Source organism: Streptomyces sp. A18 (assembly GCF_059026065.1).
Genome location: NZ_JBWLKL010000007.1, coordinates 180,488 through 200,020 on the forward strand (window position 1 = coordinate 180,488; position 19,533 = coordinate 200,020).

The window sequence follows — 19,533 nt, forward strand, 5'->3', positions numbered from 1 at the left end:
GAGGTTGTTCCCGTGGTGAGTGTGGACGGGTTCACGGACCGCCTCGACTACCCGATGTATGTGGTGACGGCCGCCGCCGATGGTGCGCCGACGGGCTGCCTGGTCGGTTTCGGCTCGCAGTGCGCGTTGGATCCGCCCCGCTTCGTGGTGTGGCTGTCCCGGGCGAACCACACGTATGGAGTGGCCCGACGTTCGGCGTTCCTCGGAGTGCACCTGCTCCGGCGCGATCAGCACCGACTGGCACGGCTGTTCGGCGGCGAGTGCGGTGACCGTGTCGACAAGTTCGCCGACGTCCGGTGGAAGCCGGGCACGGGCGGGGCCCCCGTGCTCACGGACTCCTGCGCCTGGTGGGTCGGCAGGGTGGAGCGGCACGCCGACTGGGGTGACCACGTCGGCTTCCATCTCACTCCGGTGGAGGCGGGCGCGGACCCCCCGCCGTACGAGGAGCTGCTGCGCCTCAGTGACATCACCGACCTCACCCCCGGCCACCCGGGCTGACATCTGCGACATCGCGGTGCGTGCGGAGCGGGAGGATGCGAGAGAAAGGACGGACATGGCCGACCAGAAGGCTGTGATGCGCGAACTGCTCAGGACTTCAGGACAGACGTACGCGGCGGAGGCGGGCATCCGACTGGCCGACACCCCTCAGCCGCTCTATCGCACGCTCGTCCTCTCCTGCCTGCTCAGCGCCCGCATCCGGGCGTCCGTCGCCGTGGCGAGCAGCCGCGCGCTGTACGAGGCCGGGATGCGCGGTCCGCGGCAGATGGCCGACGCATCCTGGCAGCAGCGGGTCGATGCGCTGGGACGCGGCGGCTACCGGCGCTACGACGAACGGACCGCGACCCAGCTCGGCGACGGCGCCCGGCTGGTGCTCGACGAGTGGGGCGGAGACCTGCGCGGGGTGCGTGAACGGGCGGACGGCGACGCGGCGGCCCTGAAGCGGCTGCTGCGGCAGGTGCCGGGCCTCGGTCCCGTCGGCGCGGACATCTTCCTGCGCGAGGTGCAGGACGTATGGACCGAGTACGCGCCCTGCTTCGACGCGAAGGTGCTCCAGGGAGCCGAGCGCCTCGGTCTGCCCAGGACCACGTCCGCGCTGCTGCGGCTCGCGGGCGACGAGCGGCCCGGTGTGGCGGCCGCGGCACTCGTCCGGGCCGCCCTCGACCGCAAGCTGGCGCAGGACAGCATCGACCGGGCCGCCGGACGCGGCTCCTCGTGAATCACTCCTCCTTGCACAGGCAGAAGGGGTGCCCCACGGGATCGGCGTAGACGCGCCAGCCCCGCTCTCCGCCCCGGTCGTCGAGGTCGAGGGGCGTCGCCCCCAGCGCGAGCACCTCCTCCTGCGCCCGGTCCATGTCGGCGACGGTGAAGTCGAGGTGCAGCTGCTGCGAATCCGACGCGCCCTGCGGCCACTTGGGCGGGCGGTGGTCCGGTGCGCGCTGGAAGGAGATCCGATGGCCGCCCGGGGCGTACAGGTCGTACCAGTCCTCGTCGTACTGCCGGACCTCACCGCCGAGCACGGCCTCGTAGAAACGGGCCAGCGGCTCGGGGTCGGGGCAGTCCAGTGCAACCAAGGTGTAGGTCGCGATCGCCATGGGCGGCTCGCCTCCCGCGTCTCGAACGTCCGGAGTGGATCAAGTTCCCCTTCTTTTCACGGTAAACCCGCCACTTCCCTCGCACCTTCTGGCGTCCACTGCCCCGATACTTGACCTCGGCTCCGCAAACGCACTGCTTGACCCGGTAAAACCCGGCCCGGAGACTTAACTGCTCACCCCACCTGGAGGTACCCATGAAGATGCTCATCAACGTGGCGGAGACGGTCGTGGCGGACGCGCTGCGGGGTATGGCGGCCGCGCATCCGGACCTGACGATCGACGTGGAGAACCGCGTGATCGTACGCAGGGACGCTCCCGTCGCCGGGAGGGTGGCCCTCGTCTCCGGCGGCGGATCGGGGCACGAGCCGCTGCACGGCGGGTTCGTGGGGCCGGGGATGTTGTCGGCCGCCTGTCCCGGTGAGGTGTTCACCTCGCCCGTGCCGGATCAGATGGTGCGGGCCGCGGCCGCCGTGGACAGCGGGGCGGGGGTGCTGTTCGTCGTGAAGAACTACACCGGGGACGTCCTCAATTTCGACATGGCCGCCGAGCTCGCCGAGGACGAGGGCATCCAGGTCGCCAAGGTGCTCGTCAACGACGACGTGGCCGTCACCGACAGCCTGTACACGGCCGGACGGCGTGGCACCGGCGCGACGCTCTACGTGGAGAAGATCGCGGGGGCCGCGGCCGACGAGGGCATGCCGTTGGAGCGGGTCGAGGCGATCGCGCGGCAGGTGAACGAGAACGCGCGGAGTTTCGGAGTCGCCCTGAGTGCCTGCTCCACGCCGGCGAAGGGCAGCCCCACCTTTGATCTGCCGTCCGGCGAGCTGGAGTTGGGCGTCGGGATCCATGGCGAGCCCGGTCGCGAGCGGCGCCCGATGATGACGTCCAGCGAGATCGCGGACTACGCCGTGGACGTCGTCCTCGGGGATCTCCAGCCCCGCAATCCCGTGCTCGTCCTCGTGAACGGCATGGGGGCCACTCCCCTGCTCGAGCTGTACGGCTTCAACGCCGAGGTGCAGCGTGTCCTCGCCGAGCGCGGCGTCGTCGTGGCGCACACGCTCGTCGGCAACTACGTGACCTCGCTGGACATGGCCGGGGCCTCCGTCACCCTGTGCCAGGTCGACGAGGAGCTGCTGCGGCTCTGGAACGCTCCGGTGCGTACCGCCGGGCTCCGCTGGGGAGTCTGACTCCGGGCCGTCACCCCGTACGACGCATGATCTTTCGTACCCAACTGTTCTACCGCGCAAGGAGTTTCCGTGCTCGATGCCGCATTCTTCCGTCGCTGGCTGACCTCGGCCGCCGCTCTCGTGGACCGGGAGGCGGAGCGGCTCACCGAGCTGGACTCGCCGATCGGCGACGCCGACCACGGCAGCAATCTGCAGCGTGGGTTCGCCGCCGTGGCGGCCACTCTGGAGAAGGAGGCACCCGCCACGCCCGGGGCCGTACTGACCCTGGCGGGGCGGCAGTTGATCTCAACGGTGGGGGGTGCGTCGGGGCCGCTGTACGGGACGTTGCTCCGGCGTACCGGCAAGACGCTCGGTGACGCGGCCGAGGTCAGCGAGCAGGAGTTCGCCGACGCGCTGCGCACCGGCGTCGACGCGGTCGGCGCGCTCGGCGGCGCCGTGCCCGGTGACAAGACCATGCTGGACGCCCTGGTCCCCGCGGTCGACGCGCTCGCGGAGTCGTTCGGCTCGGCGCGCGACGCCGCCAACGAAGGTGCCGTCGCCACGACGCCGCTGCAGGCGCGCAAGGGGCGGGCCAGCTATCTGGGCGAGCGCAGCATCGGGCACCAGGATCCCGGTGCGACCTCGTCGGCGCTCCTGTTCGACGCGCTCGTGCAGACCGCGGAGGCAGGACGTGAGTAACACCGACGCGAGTGACGAGAAGCTGGTCGGCATCGTCCTCGTCTCGCACAGCGGACCCGTCGCCGAGTCCGTCGCCGCGCTGGCCACAGGGCTCGCGGGCGGCGGTGCGACCGCGCCCGTGGCCCCCGCGGGCGGCACCGAGGACGGCGGCCTCGGCACCAGCTCGGAGCTCATCGCCCAGGCCGCCGCGAAGGTGGACCGCGGCATGGGCGTCGCGATCCTCACCGACCTGGGCAGCGCGGTCCTGACCGTGAAGGCACTGATCGCGGAGGGCGACGAGCTCCCGGAGGGCTCCCGTCTGGTGGACGCCCCGTTCGTGGAGGGCGCGGTCGCGGCGGTGGTGACCGCCTCGTCGGGCGCCGACCTCACCGCGGTGGAGGCCGCGGCGGCGGAGGCGTACTCCTACCGGAAGGCGTGAGGAGCCTGGCCGGTCAGTTCTGCCGGACGAACTGCCGGGCCAGCGCGTCACCCCGGGTGACCGCGGCCCGGTGGCTCTCGATGGGCGATGCCTTGGGGCCGTTGAACACGATGTAGGTGACGCCCTCGCCGGTGCCGCCGGACTTGGGGTCGGGGCTGATGCCGAGCGACTTCGCCGCGGCGTACGACGCCTCGCCGATGAGGTCGGTGGGTCCCGTGTCGCCGACGACGGCGTACAGGACCTCGTCCCGGTGGATCACGGCGACCACCGAGCCGCCGGTGATGCCGTGCTCGACGTGGCTCCAGCGGCGGCTCGCGCCCGGCACGACGACGTACGGGAGGCGCTCCGCGCTCAGTTGACGGCCGTTGGATTCCTGGAACGCGGTGGCGTGGAAGAACAGCGGGTCCGTGCGCCGGTTGCAGGCCTTGCTCGGGCGGCCGTCGCAGTCGATGTCCATGTCGGCCTTCCAGAACACCGCTCCGCGTTTGCCGCAGACGGGGACGTTCGCGCGGGCACCGTCGTCCGTACGGTACTTGCCGCGCGATACCTGTTTGCAGGAGTTCACCTCGGCGAGCAGCGCGGCAGCGGACACGGATCCTTCCCGTGCGCCCGGAGCCGGTGAACTCCCGCTGTTCGCCGTCGGCTTGAAGTCCGAGGCACTCCCCTGCGGATACGCCGCTGCGGGCAGCGACGCGGGCGAGAGCAGGGCGGCTCCGACGGCGACGGCGAGCGTCGCGATGGTGGTGCGCACGAAGAAGGACCTTCCCTAGGAGGAAACTGACGGCTGGTCGGACGAGCGGACGCCGGCAGCCTGAAGCACGTGACCAGACATCCCAATCTGTCCCGGGTCCTACACCTCGGCCACCGGTCGCGGTCCGCGGAGCACACGCACACCCTCTTGATGTGCACCCGACACCTGTGTCAAATAGGTCCGGACCAATGCCGCCCGAATGGAAGGCACGACCGTGCGCCGGACCCCCCACCTGTGTGCCCTCCTCGCCGCCACCGCCACCGCCCTCACCGCCTGCGCCTGGAGCGGCGGCGACCAGGACGCGAAGGACGTGCAGCCCCCGGCCGCCCCCCGAGGCGTCACCGTCCAGGCGGGCAGCGCCACCACCGCCCACGTCATGTGGAACCAGGCCACGGACGACACCGAGGTCACCGGCTACGACGTGTACCGGGGCAGGACCAGGGTCGAGCGCGTGCCGAGCGGAAAGCACATGGTGGACGTCGTCGGCCTGAAACCGTCCACGGCCTACACCTTCACCGTCCGCGCCCGCGACGCCGCGGGGAACGTCGGCCCCGCCGGCAAGAAGCTGACGGTGACCACGCCCGCCGCGGCCGCCGAGGACCACGAGCCGCCGTCGCGCCCCGGCCCGCCGCGGGGCGCGACAGCGGGGGGCCGGACGGTGACGCTGTCCTGGGGCGCCTCGAAGGACGACCGGGGCGTCGCCTCGTACGAGATCTATCAGGGCACGTCGAAGATCCACAGCGTGCCCGGGAGCGATCACGAGACCCTCGTCACCGGGCTGCGGCCGGGCACGGAGTACCGCTTCACCGTCAAGGCGCTCGACGCGGCCGACAACGCCTCGCCCGCCAGCCGTGCCGTCCGCCTCACCACCGCGGCGGGCCGGGACGACGGGCGTGGCACGGCGCCCACGGGCTTCCGTGCGAAGACCCGCCACGACGACGGGGCGTACTACATCGACCTGGCGTGGACGCCGCCGCGCACCGGCGGCGCGGTGGCGGAGTATCAGATCCACCTCGACGGCAAGACCGCCACGTCGCTGGTCTTCGGCGGTACGGCGCCCCAGAAGAAGGCCACACACAGCTTCTACGTGGGCAAGAAGCCGGGTGACACGCACCGCGTGAAGCTGCGCGCCAAGCTCCCCGACGGTACGTGGGGCGGCTACTCCGCCGAACGGACGGTCACCACCGGCTGACGCCCGTGACACGGGGTCAGCTGTCGGCCGTACGAAGGATTCCGTCACCTGCCCGGTGGCTGTCCGCATGCGGTGGCGGCGAAGGGCACGTTGGCTCGTCGTCAGGTAGCACGGGCGCTCCCCGACCCCCGGCGGCGCATGGGACGTACCGCCTCCCGTGCCACCGGAGGGCAGACTCATGCGTACTACTCAGATATTCGTCCGCGCCGGCCTGACCATCGCCGCCGCTGCTGCACTTCCGCTGGCACTGACCGCTCCTTCGGCGTACGCCGCGGGAATCACGGTGACCGCCACGGGATCGACGGTCACGGTGACCACGGCGGCCTGCACCGACGGAGGCAACGCCTCGCTGATGAGCAACGGCCAGGCCAGCTTCGCCCAGGGCAGGCAGATGCCCCTGACGAACGGCAGCGCCTCCTGGCAGAACGTCAGCACCGGGGTCCATACGGTGGCTGTGGTCTGCGAGGACGGTTCGACGGCCGGTTCACAGACGGTCACCGTCGGAGCACGGCCGACCAGTGCCGCACCCACCGTCTCCTCGACGTCCGCGCCCGCGCGCGGCGTCCGGGGCGGCCTCGGGGGCGGCAGCGAGGACTACGGCACGCTCACCCTCGTCGCGGGCGGGGCCCTCGTGGTCCTGGCCGCAGGCGGTGGCGGCGCCTGGTACCTGCGTCGCCGCGGCGCGCAGCACCGGCTCTGATCCAGGGCGGCCACAAAGAAGGCGACTGCCGCCGGTCCGACGTGAGTCGGGGCCGGCGGCAGCCGTCGTCCGCGCGAGCGTGCCCCGTCACACCTCAGGCGCCCCGAGCTCCTCAAGTGTTCGCTCGAGCCACCGCGTCCAGAACGTCTCCAGATCGATCCCGGCCCGCAGCACCACATGCCTCAGCCGGTCCTCCACCGTGTCCTTGCCCGGCGGGAAGTCCCGCTCCTCGATCTCCTCGTACTCGGCCAACTGCCGCCGATGCAGGGCGAGATGGCGGTGCAGATCCGCCTCGATGCCGTCCGTGCCGACGACCGCCGCCGCCCGCAGGCGCAGCAGCAGCGTGTCCCGCAGCGGCTTGGGATCCTGGCTCGCGGCCGTCCAGCGGGCCAGCTCGGCGCGGCCCGCGGGCAGGACCTCGTACTCCTTCTTCTGGCCGCGGGTCGCCTGCTGCTGCTCAAGCGCGCGGATGGCCCCGTCCCGCTCCAGTTTTCCCAGCTCGCGGTAGATCTGCTGGTGCGTGGCCGACCAGAAGTAGCCGATCGACTTGTCGAACCTGCGGGTCAGTTCGAGCCCCGACGAAGGCTTCTCTAGCAGGGCGGTGAGAATCGCGTGCGGGAGTGACATGGCGGCCATCCTAAGTACGGCGTCCGGGGCGGACGCCCGGGTCACAGGGCGCCCGGGGTCACAGCGCCGCGGCCAGCTCCGTGCCCTGCTTGATGGCGCGCTTGGCGTCCAGCTCGGCCGCCACGTCCGCGCCCCCGATGAGGTGCGCGCTGTGCCCGGCGGCGAGCAGTTCCTCGTACAGGTCGCGGCGCGGGTCCTGTCCCGAGCAGAGGACGACCGTGTCGACGGGGATGACCGTGGACTGTCCGTCGACCGTGATGTGCAGGCCGGCGTCGTCGATCAGGTCGTAGCTCGCGCCCGCGACCATCGTGACGCCGCGGTGGCGCAGCTCGGTGCGGTGGATCCAGCCCGTGGTCTTGCCGAGGCCCTGGCCGACCTTGGACGTCTTGCGCTGCAGGAGGTGGACGGAGCGCGGCGGAGTGGGACGGTCGGGAGCGGTCAGGCCGCCGCGGTCCTTGTAGTCCATGTCGACGCCCCACTGGCGGAAGTACGTCGCCGGGTCGAGGCTCGCCTTGTCGCCGCTGTCGGTGAGGTACTCGGCGACGTCGAAGCCGATGCCGCCCGCGCCGATGATCGCGACCCGCTCCCCCACGGGCGCGCTGTCGCGCAGCACGTCGAGGTAGCCGACCACGCTGGGGTGGTCGATGCCGGGGATCTCGGGGGTGCGCGGGGTGACTCCGGTGGCGACGACCACGTCGTCGTACGCCGCCTCCGCGAGGTCCCGGGCGGTGGCGCGGGTGTTCAACTGGACGTCCACGCCGTGCAGTTCGAGCTGCGTGCGGAAGTAGCGCAGGGTCTCGTCGAACTCTTCCTTGCCGGGCACCTTGCGGGCGACGTTGAGCTGGCCGCCGATCTCGGACGCGGCGTCGATGAGCGTGACGTCGTGGCCGCGCTCGGCCGCGGAGACCGCGAAGGCGAGTCCGGCCGGGCCCGCGCCGACGACGGCGACGCGCTTCTTGCGGCGGGTCGGCGCGAGGACGAGTTCGGTCTCGTGGCAGGCGCGCGGGTTCACCAGGCAGGAGGTGATCTGGAGATTGAAGGTGTGGTCCAGGCAGGCCTGGTTGCAGCCGATGCAGGTGTTGATGGCGTCGGACCGCTCGGCCTTCGCCTTGGCCACGAAGTCCGGGTCGGCGAGCAGCGGACGGGCCAGGGACACCATGTCGGCGGCGCCGTCGGCGAGCAACTGCTCGGCGATCTCCGGGGTGTTGATGCGGTTGGTGGTGACGAGCGGTACGGCGACCTCGCCCATGACCTTCTTCGTGACGAAGGTGTACGCGCCGCGCGGCACCGACGTCGCGATGGTGGGGATGCGCGCCTCGTGCCAGCCGATGCCGGTGTTGATGATCGTGGCACCCGCGGCCTCGATCTCCTTGGCGAGGTGGACGACCTCTTCGAGGGTCGAGCCGCCGGGGACCAGGTCCAGCATGGAGAGGCGGTAGATGATGATGAAGTCCGCGCCGACGCGCTCGCGTATGCGCCGGACGATCTCGACGGGGAAGCGGATGCGGTTCTCGTAGGCACCGCCCCAGCGGTCCTCCCGCTGATTGGTGGGGGCCGCGATGAACTCGTTGATCAAGTAGCCCTCGGAGCCCATGACTTCGACGCCGTCGTAGCCCGCGAGCTTGGCGAGCTCGGCGGCACGCACGAAGTCCTCGACGGTCTGCTCGACCTCGTCGTCCTCAAGGGCGCGCGGCACGAAGGGGCTGATCGGCGCCTTGATCGCGCTCGGTGCAACGAGGCCCTCGTGGTAGGCGTACCGCCCGAAGTGCAGGATCTGCATGGCGATCTTGCCGCCTGCCGCGTGTACGGCCGCCGTGACGCCCGCGTGCTTCTCGGCCTCCGCCTCGGTGGTCAGCTTGGCGCCGCCGTCCCAGGGGCGGCCCAGCTCGTTCGGGGCGATGCCGCCGGTGACGATGAGGCCGACACCGCCGCGCGCACGGGTCGCGTAGAACTCCGCCATCCGCTCGAAACCGTTCGGCGCCTCTTCCAGGCCCACGTGCATGGAGCCCATCAGGACCCGGTTGGGCAGGGTGGTGAAGCCCAGGTCGAGCGGGTTCAGCAGGTTCGGGTAGCGGCTCATGCGGGCCCTCCGTACGCGATGTCGCGATGTGTCGTCGGGACAGTTCTAGAGGACGCATGACCTGTTGTGCAACTAGTTGCATAAAGCGTGAGGCGCAGATCACGGGACCGATTCACCCCTTTCGCCGGAAGATTCGCAGGGCGCAACAGGGGATTGACCATTCGACGGAGCACTCCTACGCTCCTCGCACCCCCGCAGGTATATCGATTAACCCCTGGTTGTCATCGCCCTGGTTGGAGACATCCCGCTGTGCGCTCAACGATGAGTCGGCGCGGCTTCCTCGCCGCAGGTTCAGGCCTGGCCGCCGCCACCACCCTGCCCGCCCTCGCCGGCTGTTCCACGCTGGCCTCGGCGGATTCCGATCCCGACACGCTCGTGGTGCACAGCCAGCTCGGCACCACCGCGCCGGGCTCGCCCACGTACCTGTCCGCCCTGAACACCTTCCGGGACGAGAACCCCGGCCTGAAGGTGAAGAACCTCGTGAACGGCGACGACCTCGCGCAGGTCTACGAGACCTCGCGGCTCGCCCGCAAGGAACCGGACGTCGTCATGGTGAACCTCTACGACAAGACGCTGGCCTGGACCGACGTCGGGGCGACCGTCGACGTCAAGGGGTACATGGACGACTGGGGGCTGCGAAAGCGCGTCCTGCCCGTCGCCCTCGACGCCTGGACCGACGGCAAGGGGCGGCTGCGGGCCTTCCCGTACTTCGCCACCAACTGGCCGGTCGCGTTCAACACCGCGCTGCTCGAGAAGGCCGGAGTCGCCGCGATACCCACCACCGGCGACCAACTGATCGCCGCCGCCCGCAAGCTGCGCGCCAAGGGCATCGCCCCGGTGACCGTCGGCGGCAACGACTGGACGGGACAGAAGCTCCTCGCCCAGATCATCCAGACCTTCCTCACCCCCGACGAGGCACGGAAGGTGTTCACGACCGGCGACTTCAGCGGCAGCCGGGGCGCCCGCGACGGCATCGAGTACTTCACCGCCCTGCGCGACGCGGGTGTCTTCGCCGACAAGGCGCAGGGCCTGACCTCCGACTCGATGACGACGCAGTTCAACACCGGGGCAGCCGCCATCCAGTCCGCGATGTCATCGGCGCTGGCCAAGGTCCCCGAGAAGGTCGCCCGGCACACCGAGGTCGGCGGCTGGCCGCTCGCGCCGGACGCCGCGCACGCCAAGCCGACCATCCTGCGGACGTACACCCTCATCGGCTTCTGGATCAGCCCGAACGGCACGAAGAAGCTGGGCGCCGTCGAGAAGTTCCTGCGCTTCATGTACCGCCCCGACACCGTCTCGCGGTTCATCGAGGAGAGCGGCCGTGACATGGCCCTGCGCTCCGACACCCTCAGCACGGACTTCCCGCTGGTGGCCGACGCGCAGAAGCTCGGCACCGACGTCAGCCAGGCCCTGCTGCCCGACCTGTACGTGCCGCCGGCCGCGACGCAGCCGCTGATCACCGCGACCAGTACGGCGTTCACGCGCGGCACCAGCCCCGCCAAGGTGCGCTCCGTGCTCGAAGCCGCGTACCGCACCGCATGAGCCGCCCGCCCGAGCCGCCCGAGCCTTTTGGGAGTCACCCGAGATGACGACGCCGACGATGTCGACGAACGTGCCGCCGGGCGGGACCGAGGTCCGCCCCGCCCCCTCCGAGCCACCTGTCCGCACGCGCCGCCGCGAGGGCGGCACGATCCTCGCCGTCCCCGCCCTGGTCTGGTACCTGGTCTTCATGGTCGGGCCGATGATCGCGATCTTCGTGATCGCGGCCCTGCACTGGCCGGGCATGCTGCAGCCCGTCTCGTTCGCCGGGCTCGACAACGTCCGTGCGGTCCTCGACGACCCGGTGTTCTGGGACGCCGTGCGCAACACGGCGGTCCAGCTCGCCGTCGCGCTGCCGATCATGATCGTGTGCGCGTACATGCTGGGCTACTACGTGGCGCAGAAGCCGCCGGGCCACCGCGTCCTGCGCTACCTCCTCTTCATCCCCGGCCTGATCTCCACCCCGGCCAAGGCGATGGTGTTCTACGCGGCGCTCTCCCCCGACGGCCTGGTCAACGGCGCGCTGAAGTCGGTGGGCCTCGGCTCGGTCACCGACGCCTGGCTGGCCTCGCCCTCGACGGCCCTCGCGTGTCTGATCGTGCTCGACGTCTGGGGCGGCATCGGCTTCACGGCCGTCCTGTTCGCCGCCCGGCTCGGCAGTGTGCCCGAGGAGATCGGCGAGGCGGCGCAACTGGACGGCGCCGGGCACTGGCGAACGATGTGGGGCGTGCACTTCCCGGTCATTCGCGAGTTCGTGGGTGTGGTGACGATGCTCCAGTTCCTCTGGACGTTCTTCGGCTCCGCCCAGCACGTCCTGCTGCTCACGCAGGGCGGGCCCGGCAGTTCGTCGACGACGCTGTCGTTCCTCGTCTACCAGAAGGCGTTCATCGCAGCCGACCTCGGCTACAGCCAGACCGTCGGCGTGGTCCTCTTCCTGGTCGGTCTCGTCGGTCTGCTCACCATCCGCCGCGCGTTCCGCCAGAACTACTGACGCCGTACGACCCCCGATTGGAGCCGGTCACCTTGAAACACGGAAAGTCCTGGCTGCCCGCGCACATCCTGGCGTGGGCGTACGCGGCGCTGCTCGTCGTCCCCCTCTACTATCTGCTCGCCTCCGCCTTCAAGACGAACGACCAGATCTTCGCGAGCCCCTTCTCCCTTCCCACCTCACTGTCGTTCGGCAACTTCACCACGGCCTTCGAGAGTGCCGATCTGGGCCTTGCGGTCGTCAACTCGGCGCTTGTGACGGTCTTCTCGCTCGCGCTGACCCTTGCGCTCGCCATTCCCGCGGCGTTCGCGATCGCCCGCGCGACGGGCCGGATGGGGGCCTTCGTGGAGAAGGTCTTCTCGCTGGGCTTCCTCATCCCGACGTTCGCCGCGCTCTTCCCGACGTTCCTGCTCGCCGCGGCGACGGGCTTGTTCCACACGCGCCTCTTCATGGTGCTCTTCCTGCCCGCCACCGCGATGCCACTGTCCGTCGTCATCCTGGTGCAGTTCATGCGGACCATCCCCCAGGAGATGGAGGAGGCGGCGCGCATGGACGGCGCCTCCACGTTCGCGGTCCTGCGCCACGTCTATACGCCGATGTGTCTGCCCGGCATCGCGACGGTGCTGCTCCTGAACTTCCTGACGTTCTGGAACGAGTACCTGTACTCGCTCGTGATCATCGGCCCCGACCCGTCCCAGCGCACCGTGCAGGTGGCCCTGCCCACCCTCAAGTCCCTGACGGGGACGGATTACGGGGTGCTCACCGCCGGTACGGTACTGACTCTCGTACCGGTATGGGCCGTCTACACGGTGTTGCAGAAGCGGATGCAGCAGGCCCTCGTCAGTGGGGCGGTGAAGATGTGAGCGGCTCGGAAGCATCCCGCAGGGACAACGGCGGACGTCCGACGATCAAGGCGGTAGCCGCTGTGGCCGGGGTCTCCACGGCCGCCGTCTCGCAGGCCTTCAACGCCAAGGGGCGCATCTCCGAGGCCACCCGGCGCCGCATCCTGGACGCGGCCGCGCAGCTCGGCTGGTCGCCGAGCGCCACGGCGACGGCCCTGCGCAGCGCGCGGACCCGCACGCTCGCCCTCGTCGTGCGCCGCCCCACGGACGTGCTCGGCGCGGACCCGCACTTCAGCGAGCTGATCACCGGTCTGGAGGGCGAACTGGCGCCGCGCGGCTACGGCTTGCTGCTCCACCTGGTCACGGACGTGGCCGAGGAGAGCGCGCTGTACGAACGCCTTGCCGCCGAGGGCCGCGTCGATGGCGCCGTCCTGACCGACGCCCGTGCCGACGATCCCCGCCCGCCGCTCCTGCGCGGCCTGGGGCTGCCCGCCGTGCTGCTCGGCGCGCCACGGCCGGACGCACTCGTGCCCACGGTGGGCCTGGGCAACCAGGGCGCCGGCATACACGAAGCCGTCGACCACCTCATGGACCTGGGTCACCGGCGCATCGCCTATGTGTCGGGGCCCGGCGAGCTGCTGCACACCGGGCTGCGCCGCGCGGTCTTCGAAGAGACCCTGCAGCTCAAGGGAGCCCGGCCCGCCGCCGTCCTGAGCACCGACTTCTCCGAGGCGGCGGCCGTCGCAGCGACGGAGGAACTGCTCGGCATGGCGGAGCGTCCCACCGCCGTCATGTACGCCAACGACTCCATGGCGGTGTGCGGCATCGGCGCGGCTCAGCGCGCCGGGCTGCGCGTCCCGGACGACCTGTCCGTCGTCGGCTACGACAACCTCCCGATCGGCCGCTGGCTGCATCCGCGCCTGACGACCGTCGACCAGCAGGTGCAGCGGGTCGGCGCGGCAGCCGCGCGTGCGCTGCTCGCGCAGTGCGGCGAGGACGTGCCGCCCGTGTCGCTCGACGACCGTCCTCGGCTCGTCGTCCGGGAGTCGACGGGGCCCGCCGTCTGAACCTGACTCCTCATCACCTCTCCACCCCCGTACGGAAAGACCTGAGTACCACCATGCGACGCCACAGCGCCCAGCTCACCCATGACTCCGCCGTCCTGCCCTGGATAGGCGCCAACTTCTGGTCCCGCACCGGCGGTCCGCTGATGTGGCGGAACTACGACCCGAAGACAGTTCGTGAAGAACTGACCGTGCTGCGTGAGCACGGCCTGACGATGACCCGCTCCTTCTTCTACTGGCCGGACTTCCACCCCGAACCGCACCGCATCGACGAGGAGTTGTGCGAGCGCTTCCGTGACTTCCTGGACGCGCACATCGAGTTGGGGATGGGCACCGTGCCCACTTTCATCGTGGGGCACATGTCCGGCGAGAACTGGGACCCGGCGTGGCGCGGGGGCCGCGACCTCTACGAGGACGTGTGGCTGGTCGGCCGCCAGGCGTGGTTCGTCTCGCAGATGACGCGCCGCTTCAAGGACCACGCGGCGGTCACCGGCTGGCTCATCACCAATGAGATGCCGGGGTACGGCCGCATCTACCAGGTGGACCCGCCGTCGAGCGATGTCGTCACCGCCTGGACGCAGTTCATGTGCGACGCGGTGCGCGCGGCGGGCGGCACGCAGCCGGTGTCGCTCGGCGACGGCGCGTGGGGCATCGAGGTGACGGGCCGCGACAACGGCTTCTCGCTGCGCGACACGGCCGAGTACGTCGACTTCGTGGGCCCGCACGTCTACCGATCCGACACGGACCGCGTACGCCAGCACTACCGTGCCGCCTTCGAGTGCGAGCTGGCGGGGGTCACCGAACAGCCGGTGATCCTGGAGGAGTTCGGGCTCTCGACGGACACCGTGTCGGCCGAGAACGCGGGCATCTACTACCGCCAGACGCTCCACAACTCGCTCCTGGGCGGCGCGACCGGCTGGATGGCCTGGAACAACACCGACTACGACGACCTCTGGGACCAGTCGCCGTACGACCACCACCCCTTCGAGATGCACTTCGGCATCACGGACGGCACGGGCGCCCCGAAGGCTCCGCTCGTCGAACTCGCCGCGTTCTCCCAGGTGTTGGAGCAGGTGGACTTCGCCCGCTGCCGCCGCTCGGACGCGGACGCGGCGCTGGTCGTGCCCGCGTTCCTGGAGCGCGGCTACCCCTACAGCCGGCCGGCCGACCGCCCCCTGATCTTCACGTCGCTCCACCAGGGGTACGTCGCCGCGCGCGGGGCCGATCTCCCCGTGGCTCTCACGCGGGAAGCGGACGGCATGCCCGGCGACGCGGCGCTCTACCTCCTGCCGTCCACCCGGCAGTTGACGACCCGGACGCGGCGCGAGCTCGAGCGGCGGGCCTGCGAGGGGGCCACCGTGTACCTGTCGTTCTGCTCCGGCGAGCACCCGGGAACGCGCGGCCCGTGGTTCGACGACCTGGACGGGCTGTTCGGCGTCGAGCTCCAGCTCACCTATGGGGTGGCCGAACCCATCGAGGACGACGTCCTTGAAGTGACCTTCACCGAGGAGTTCGGCGGGATCGCGGCGGGCGAGACGCTCACCTTCCCCGTGGCGGGCAACGAGGACAGCCGCGCCTACCTGCCGGTCGTCCCGACGGACGCGCGGGTCGTGGCGAAGGACGCACACGGCCGCCCCGCGCTCCTCGTGAACGAGACAGGGCGCGGCCGTACGGTCCTGGCCACCTACCCCCTTGAGCACATGGCCGCGCGGACGGCCCGAGTGAACCCGGAGCAGACGCACCGCCTGTACGCGGCGCTGGCCCAACTCGCGGGCGTGCGGCGGCCGGTGACGGTCGACAGCCCCTACGTATCGGCGGATTCCCTGGTGCACGAGGACGGGCGGCGGTTCGTGTGGCTGGTCAGCCAGTCGGACGAAGAGCTGACGGTGCGTCCCGCGGTGGACGGTCCGCTGCACGACCTGGTGACGGGTGAGGCGGTGGCGGAGGTGCGGCTCGTCCCGTTCGGCGTGCGCGTCCTCGAACAGCGATGAGCGCGCCGCTGTACCGGGAGGCGGGCGCCCCGGTAGCCGACCGGGTGCGCGACCTGCTGGCGCGGATGACGCTCACCGAGAAGGTGGGCCAGGTCAACCAGCGGATGTACGGCTGGCACGCGTACGAGCGGACGCCCGAAGGACACCGCCTGACGGACGCCTTCCGCGCCGAGGTGGCCGCGTTCGACGGGATGGGCGCGCTGTACGGACTCCAGCGCGCCGACCCGTGGTCGGGGGTGACGTTCGCGGACGGCATCACGGCCGCGGACGCGGCGCGGGTCGCCGACTCGGTGCAGCGGCACGTCATGGCGAACACCCGGCTCGGCATCCCGGTCCTCCTCGTCGAGGAGGTCCCGCACGGCCATCAGGCCCTGGACGGCACGGTCCTCCCGGTGAATCTCGCGGTGGGCGCGACCTGGGACCCGGATCTGTACGAGGCCGCCGCGGCGGGCGCGGCACGCGAGCTGCGTGCCCGTGGCGGCCATGTCGCCCTGGTCTCGGCGCTCGATCTCGTGCGGGATCCGCGCTGGGGCCGGGCGGAGGAGTGCTTCGGCGAGGACCCCTATCTGGCGGCGCGCTTCACCGAGGCGCTGGTGCGGGGCATGCAGGGCGACGACGCCAGGTTCGGCCCCGACCGGGCCGCGGTCGTGCTCAAGCACTTCGCCGGGCAGGGCGCGACCATCGGCGGCCGCAACAGCGCGGCCACGGAGCTCGGCCCGCGCGAACTCCACGAGATCCACCTGGTGGCGGCGCGGGCCGGGGTCCGCGCCGGAGCGGCGGGCGTCATGGCCGCGTACAACGAGTTCGACGGCCTGCCGTGCGCGGCGAGCCGTGAGCTGCTCACCGGTCTCCTGCGTGAGCGCTGGGGGTTCACGGGCCTGGTCATGGCCGACGGGTGCGCACTCGACCGTCTCGTACGCCTCGCCGGTGACCCGGTGGCCGCGGGCGCGCTCGCCCTGGACGCGGGCACGGACCTGAGCCTGTGGGACGGCTGCTTCCCGCGGCTCGCGGAGGCGGTGGAGCGGGGCCTGGTCGCCGAGCAGGCCCTGGACGCCGCGGTCGCCCGCGTCCTCGCCCTGAAGTTCCGCCTGGGTCTCTTCGAGCGGCCCTACGTCGACCAGGACTCCCCGGCGCCTGAACACTCCCCCGCTCTGGACGAGTTGGGCGAGCGCCTGGCGCGCGAGTCCATCGTCCTGCTCAGCCATGACGGGGCGACGCTCCCCCTGGCCGAGCCGTCCCGGATCGCCGTCATCGGCCCCAATGCCGACTCGCTCTCCCAGCAGCTCGGCGACTACACCGCGCCGCAGCGCCCCGGCACCGGCCTCACCGTCCTCGGCGGGATCGAGGCGGTGGCGCCACCGGGAGTCGAGGTGACGTACGCACGGGGCTGCGAGCTGACGGGCGGCGACCGCGGCGGCATCGCGGACGCGGTGGCGCTGGCCGCCGGCGCCGATACCGCCGTACTCGTGCTCGGTGGCTCCAGCGCGCGGGAGGCCGACACCGGTTTCGACAGCAATGGGGCTGCTGTCGTGACTTCCGGCGCTCCGGTGGGCATGACGTGCGGCGAGGGGGTCGACCTGGCCGAACTGCGCCTTCCGGAGGGGCAGTTGGCGCTCCTCGATGCCGTGGCCGCCACCGGCACCCCCGTGGTCGTGGTCCTCGTCCAGGGTCGTCCGCATGCCGTGCCGGAGCCGGTCGGGCGGGCTCGTGCCGTGCTCTCGGCCTGGTATCCGGGGCCGTGGGGAGGGCGGGCGGTCGCCGACGTGCTCTTCGGGCGCGCGGAGCCCGTGGGGCGGCTGCCCGTCTCCGTGCCGCGCTCGGCCGCCCAGCTCCCGGTGTTCTACAACGCCAAGGACCACGGTTACCGGGGCTACGCGGACCAGCCCGCCACCGCGCTGCACGCCTTCGGCCACGGGCTCTCGTACACGACCGTCGAGTACGGGGAGCCCCGGCTCTCCCGTACCGAGGTTCCGCTCACCGATCCGGCGCTCACCTGCACGGTCGCGGTGACGAACACGGGGGCGCGGGCCGTGCGGGAGACCGTGCAGCTCTACGTGCGCCGCCTGACGGGCTCAAGCTCCTGGCCGCGCATCCGTGAGCTGGGCGGCTTCGCCCGTGTGGACCTGGCCCCAGGTGAAGAGGCCGAGGTCGCCTTCGTCGTCGGGGCGGATACCCTGACCTCGCTGGACCGCACGCTGGAGTGGGTCGTGGAACCCGGTGAGATCCTGCTGGAGACCGGGCCCGCCGCCGACCGTACGAGCGGCGCTCTCCTGACCTTGACGCCCGCCGCCGGTCCCGTGTGAGCGCCACGTCCGAATCCCGCCAGCCGGACATCGGCGCACCCCGCAGACTTGGGGGTGTCACCGGGAAACAGGGAGCATCTGATGACCAAGGTCATGACCAAGGCCGTCTTCACGACCATCGACAGCCCGCTGGGCGAGCTGCTGCTGGTCGGCGAGGAGTCGGCCACCGCGAACGGCGGCACCGCGCTGGCCTCGCTGTCCATGCCGGGTCAGAAGGGCGGCGCCGTCGTCCAGGACGGGTGGGTGCGCGACGACGAGGCCTTCGCCGTGATCGCCGGGCAGCTGCGTGCGTACTTCGAGGGGACGCGCCGGCACTTCGACGTCGAGTACGTGAGCGGCGTCGGCACCGACTTCCAGGAGCGGGTCTGGCACGCCCTCGACACGCTCCCGTACGGCACGACCACCACGTACGGGAAGCTCGCCGCGCGGCTCGGCATCTCGCGCGCCGCGGTCCGCGCCCTGGGCACGGCGATCGGGCGCAACCCCCTGCTCGTCGTCCGCCCCTGCCATCGGGTCATCGGCGCCGACGGCTCGCTGACCGGGTACGCGGGCGGCCTTGAGGCCAAGCAGCGGCTCCTGGACCTGGAGTCGGGGAGCTGAGTCGACGAAGGGCCGAGTGACGCACTAGCGTCCGCCGCGGTGTCCCAGGCGCTCCGAGAGGTCGCCCGCGCCCTTCGCCGCCAGCTCGGCGAGTTCTTCCTCGCGCTGCTCGCTCCACCGGATCATCGGCACGGAGATGGAGAGCGCCGCGACGACGTGACCCGCGCCGTCACGGACCGGGGCGGCCACGCAGCTCACGTCCGGGTTGGACTCGCGGTGTTCGGCGGCGACGCCGCGCTCCCGGATGTCGGCGAGCGCGGCGAGGAGCGCCTCCGGCTCCGTGATGCTGTTCTGCGTCATCGCCACCAACTCCCGCCCCGCCAGGCGGGATTCGAGATCCGTCGGGGGCAGTGAGGCGAGCAGCATCTTGCCGACCGACGTGCAGTGGGCGGGCAGTTTGCGGCCCGCGGCGGAGACCATGCGCACGGCGTGCGTGGAGTCCACCTTGGCGATGTAGATGACGTCCGTGTCCTCCAGGACCGCCACGTGGACCGTCTCGTCGCAGGTCTCGGCGACCTCGCGCGCCACCTGCTGGCCCTCGGCGGCCAGGTCCAGCTGCTCCGCGTACCGACTGCCGAGCTGGTAGGCGCGTACGCCCAGGCGGTAGCGGCCCGTCTGGTCCGGGATCTGGACAAGGTACGAGCGGGCGGCAAGGGTGGTGAGCAGTTCGTGCACGGTGGTGCGCGGCAGCTGGAGTCTGCGCGTGACCTCGGGGGCGGACAGTGTCCCTTCGCCCTCCAGGAACAATTCCAGTATGTCCAGCGCCCTGGTCACCGCGGGAACGAGTCGTCCCATGGTCGGCCTCCCACCCCGTGCGTCCGATGTCGCGTCCGCCGCGGCGTCCGAAACTTCGGTCAACGATCGATATGACGAACACAGGCTAGACACAGCGACGTTCGCGGCGCAACGGCCTGAGGGGCACACATGCGGGTCCGAGACCGACCCAAGACCGTTTGGCGCGACCCATTGACACCCTGCCGC

General features: G+C 71.2%; 19 protein-coding genes. 14 read left to right on the top strand and 5 right to left on the bottom strand.

The window, feature by feature from the left end; translation table 11 throughout:
* Positions 1-12: 12 nt before the first annotated feature.
* A complete protein-coding gene (locus AC5P1C_RS14585; RefSeq protein ID WP_493866214.1) occupies positions 13-498 on the top strand; it encodes a flavin reductase family protein in 486 nt (161 codons plus the stop codon).
* 55 nt (positions 499-553) lie between these two features.
* Positions 554-1,216 (top strand): HhH-GDP family DNA glycosylase, encoded by a 663-nt coding sequence (locus AC5P1C_RS14590; RefSeq protein ID WP_493866215.1) that lies wholly within the window; start codon positions 554-556, stop codon positions 1,214-1,216.
* Between the two features lies 1 nt (position 1,217).
* On the opposite strand, the gene AC5P1C_RS14595 is transcribed toward AC5P1C_RS14590, so the two are convergent.
* Positions 1,218-1,592 carry a VOC family protein gene (locus tag AC5P1C_RS14595; RefSeq protein ID WP_493866216.1) on the bottom strand — a complete coding sequence of 125 codons (375 nt, stop codon included), beginning with the start codon at positions 1,590-1,592 and terminating at the stop codon, positions 1,218-1,220.
* A gap of 194 nt (positions 1,593-1,786) precedes the next feature.
* Between AC5P1C_RS14595 and dhaK the strand changes: the two genes are divergently transcribed.
* The 3 genes from dhaK (at position 1,787) to AC5P1C_RS14610 (ending at position 3,875) form a co-directional block, all read left to right on the top strand.
* Positions 1,787-2,779, top strand: a complete 993-nt coding sequence (gene dhaK / locus AC5P1C_RS14600) for a dihydroxyacetone kinase subunit DhaK (RefSeq protein ID WP_493866217.1) — start codon at positions 1,787-1,789, stop codon at positions 2,777-2,779.
* Positions 2,780-2,848: 69 nt separating this feature from the next.
* Positions 2,849-3,457, top strand: a complete 609-nt coding sequence (gene dhaL / locus AC5P1C_RS14605) for a dihydroxyacetone kinase subunit DhaL (protein WP_493866218.1) — start codon at positions 2,849-2,851, stop codon at positions 3,455-3,457.
* Complete coding sequence (locus AC5P1C_RS14610) at positions 3,450-3,875, top strand: PTS-dependent dihydroxyacetone kinase phosphotransferase subunit DhaM (RefSeq protein WP_493866219.1); 426 nt, start codon at positions 3,450-3,452, stop codon at positions 3,873-3,875. Before dhaL ends, AC5P1C_RS14610 begins: the two co-directional genes overlap by 8 nt.
* 13 nt (positions 3,876-3,888) lie before the next feature.
* Here AC5P1C_RS14610 and AC5P1C_RS14615 read toward each other — a convergent pair whose 3' ends face one another.
* Complete coding sequence (locus AC5P1C_RS14615) at positions 3,889-4,626, bottom strand: glycoside hydrolase family 75 protein (RefSeq protein ID WP_493866220.1); 738 nt, start codon at positions 4,624-4,626, stop codon at positions 3,889-3,891.
* A 214-nt stretch (positions 4,627-4,840) separates the two neighbouring features.
* Between AC5P1C_RS14615 and AC5P1C_RS14620 the strand changes: the two genes are divergently transcribed.
* The gene (locus AC5P1C_RS14620) at positions 4,841-5,818 is read left to right on the top strand and encodes a fibronectin type III domain-containing protein (RefSeq protein WP_493866221.1); all 978 of its coding nucleotides are present in this window, start codon (positions 4,841-4,843) and stop codon (positions 5,816-5,818) included.
* A 178-nt stretch (positions 5,819-5,996) separates the two neighbouring features.
* Positions 5,997-6,518, top strand: coding sequence for a hypothetical protein (locus tag AC5P1C_RS14625; RefSeq protein WP_493866222.1), 522 nt, complete (start codon positions 5,997-5,999; stop codon positions 6,516-6,518).
* Between the two features lie 87 nt (positions 6,519-6,605).
* Here AC5P1C_RS14625 and AC5P1C_RS14630 read toward each other — a convergent pair whose 3' ends face one another.
* Positions 6,606-7,145, bottom strand: a complete 540-nt coding sequence (locus AC5P1C_RS14630) for a PadR family transcriptional regulator (protein ID WP_493866223.1) — start codon at positions 7,143-7,145, stop codon at positions 6,606-6,608.
* A gap of 58 nt (positions 7,146-7,203) precedes the next feature.
* Entirely contained in the window at positions 7,204-9,225 is a 2,022-nt protein-coding gene (locus tag AC5P1C_RS14635) for an oxidoreductase (RefSeq protein ID WP_493866224.1), read from the bottom strand.
* Positions 9,226-9,474: 249 nt separating this feature from the next.
* Between AC5P1C_RS14635 and AC5P1C_RS14640 the strand changes: the two genes are divergently transcribed.
* From AC5P1C_RS14640 to AC5P1C_RS14670, 7 genes are all read left to right on the top strand, one after another.
* Entirely contained in the window at positions 9,475-10,767 is a 1,293-nt protein-coding gene (locus AC5P1C_RS14640; RefSeq protein ID WP_493866225.1) for an ABC transporter substrate-binding protein, read from the top strand.
* Positions 10,768-10,810: 43 nt separating this feature from the next.
* A complete protein-coding gene (locus AC5P1C_RS14645; RefSeq protein ID WP_493866226.1) occupies positions 10,811-11,755 on the top strand; it encodes a carbohydrate ABC transporter permease in 945 nt (314 codons plus the stop codon).
* Positions 11,756-11,787: 32 nt separating this feature from the next.
* Positions 11,788-12,615 carry a carbohydrate ABC transporter permease gene (locus AC5P1C_RS14650; protein ID WP_493866227.1) on the top strand — a complete coding sequence of 276 codons (828 nt, stop codon included), beginning with the start codon at positions 11,788-11,790 and terminating at the stop codon, positions 12,613-12,615.
* The gene (locus AC5P1C_RS14655; RefSeq protein ID WP_493866228.1) at positions 12,612-13,661 is read left to right on the top strand and encodes a LacI family DNA-binding transcriptional regulator; all 1,050 of its coding nucleotides are present in this window, start codon (positions 12,612-12,614) and stop codon (positions 13,659-13,661) included. Before AC5P1C_RS14650 ends, AC5P1C_RS14655 begins: the two co-directional genes overlap by 4 nt.
* Positions 13,662-13,714: 53 nt before the next feature.
* The gene (locus tag AC5P1C_RS14660) at positions 13,715-15,649 is read left to right on the top strand and encodes a glycoside hydrolase 5 family protein (RefSeq protein WP_493866229.1); all 1,935 of its coding nucleotides are present in this window, start codon (positions 13,715-13,717) and stop codon (positions 15,647-15,649) included.
* Positions 15,646-17,952 (top strand): glycoside hydrolase family 3 N-terminal domain-containing protein, encoded by a 2,307-nt coding sequence (locus AC5P1C_RS14665; protein WP_493866230.1) that lies wholly within the window; start codon positions 15,646-15,648, stop codon positions 17,950-17,952. The genes AC5P1C_RS14660 and AC5P1C_RS14665 overlap by 4 nt, the downstream gene beginning before the upstream one ends.
* Positions 17,953-18,033: 81 nt before the next feature.
* Entirely contained in the window at positions 18,034-18,552 is a 519-nt protein-coding gene (locus tag AC5P1C_RS14670; RefSeq protein ID WP_493866231.1) for a methylated-DNA--[protein]-cysteine S-methyltransferase, read from the top strand.
* A 24-nt stretch (positions 18,553-18,576) separates the two neighbouring features.
* Here the strand turns inward: AC5P1C_RS14670 and AC5P1C_RS14675 are convergent, their stop codons facing one another.
* On the bottom strand, positions 18,577-19,347 hold the full coding sequence (locus AC5P1C_RS14675) for an IclR family transcriptional regulator (protein WP_493866232.1): 771 nt from the start codon (positions 19,345-19,347) through the stop codon (positions 18,577-18,579).
* Between the last annotated feature and the right edge of the window lie 186 nt (positions 19,348-19,533).